1 rRNA gene is annotated in these 1,662 nt (G+C 56.7%); it reads right to left on the bottom strand.

Annotation, left to right across the window (positions count from 1 at the left end):
- Window positions 1-137: 137 nt before the first annotated feature.
- A 16S ribosomal RNA gene (locus FS641_RS17735) occupies window positions 138-1,659 on the bottom strand.
- Window positions 1,660-1,662: the final 3 nt, after the last annotated feature.

A 1,662-nucleotide genomic window follows, 5' to 3' on the forward strand; every position in this document is an offset into this window, starting at 1 on the left:
GACCGGAAGCTGCGCTCCCGACTGCACTGTCAATGTTCCACCCATGAGCTACCCGTCGGACACGTTCGGTCCGAATCAGGCGCCTGGATCCCACCCCACCCCAAGACGAGGCAACGATGGAACCAGATGCTCCTTAGAAAGGAGGTGATCCAGCCGCACCTTCCGGTACGGCTACCTTGTTACGACTTAGTCCTAATCACCGATCCCACCTTCGACGGCTCCTTCCACAAGGGTTAGGCCACCGGCTTCGGGTGTTACCGACTTTCATGACTTGACGGGCGGTGTGTACAAGGCCCGGGAACGTATTCACCGCAGCGTTGCTGATCTGCGATTACTAGCGACTCCGACTTCATGAGGTCGAGTTGCAGACCTCAATCCGAACTGAGACCGGCTTTTTGGGATTCGCTCCACCTTACGGTATCGCAGCCCTTTGTACCGGCCATTGTAGCATGCGTGAAGCCCAAGACATAAGGGGCATGATGATTTGACGTCATCCCCACCTTCCTCCGAGTTGACCCCGGCAGTCTCCTATGAGTCCCCGCCATAACGCGCTGGCAACATAGAACGAGGGTTGCGCTCGTTGCGGGACTTAACCCAACATCTCACGACACGAGCTGACGACAACCATGCACCACCTGTACACCGACCACAAGGGGGCGACCATCTCTGGCCGTTTCCGGTGTATGTCAAGCCTTGGTAAGGTTCTTCGCGTTGCATCGAATTAATCCGCATGCTCCGCCGCTTGTGCGGGCCCCCGTCAATTCCTTTGAGTTTTAGCCTTGCGGCCGTACTCCCCAGGCGGGGCGCTTAATGCGTTAGCTACGACACAGAAACCGTGGAAAGGTCCCTACATCTAGCGCCCAACGTTTACGGCGTGGACTACCAGGGTATCTAATCCTGTTCGCTCCCCACGCTTTCGCTCCTCAGCGTCAGTTACGGCCCAGAGATCTGCCTTCGCCATCGGTGTTCCTCCTGATATCTGCGCATTCCACCGCTACACCAGGAATTCCAATCTCCCCTACCGCACTCTAGTCTGCCCGTACCCACTGCAAGCCCGAGGTTGAGCCTCGGGATTTCACAGCAGACGCGACAAACCGCCTACGAGCTCTTTACGCCCAATAATTCCGGACAACGCTTGCACCCTACGTATTACCGCGGCTGCTGGCACGTAGTTAGCCGGTGCTTTTTCTGCAGGTACCGTCACTTTCGCTTCTTCCCTACTAAAAGAGGTTTACAACCCGAAGGCCGTCATCCCTCACGCGGCGTTGCTGCATCAGGCTTTCGCCCATTGTGCAATATTCCCCACTGCTGCCTCCCGTAGGAGTCTGGGCCGTGTCTCAGTCCCAGTGTGGCCGGTCACCCTCTCAGGCCGGCTACCCGTCGTCGCCTTGGTGAGCCATTACCTCACCAACAAGCTGATAGGCCGCGAGTCCATCCCCAACCAAAAAATCTTTCCACCACCAGACCATGCGATCGGCGGTCATATCCAGTATTAGACGTCGTTTCCAACGCTTATCCCAGAGTCAGGGGCAGGTTACTCACGTGTTACTCACCCGTTCGCCACTAATCCACCCAGCAAGCTGGGCATCATCGTTCGACTTGCATGTGTTAAGCACGCCGCCAGCGTTCGTCCTGAGCCAGGATCAAACTCTCCGTAAAAAA

Origin of the sequence: Curtobacterium sp. 9128 (assembly GCF_007673775.1) — a bacterium.
GTDB lineage: Bacteria > Actinomycetota > Actinomycetes > Actinomycetales > Microbacteriaceae > Curtobacterium.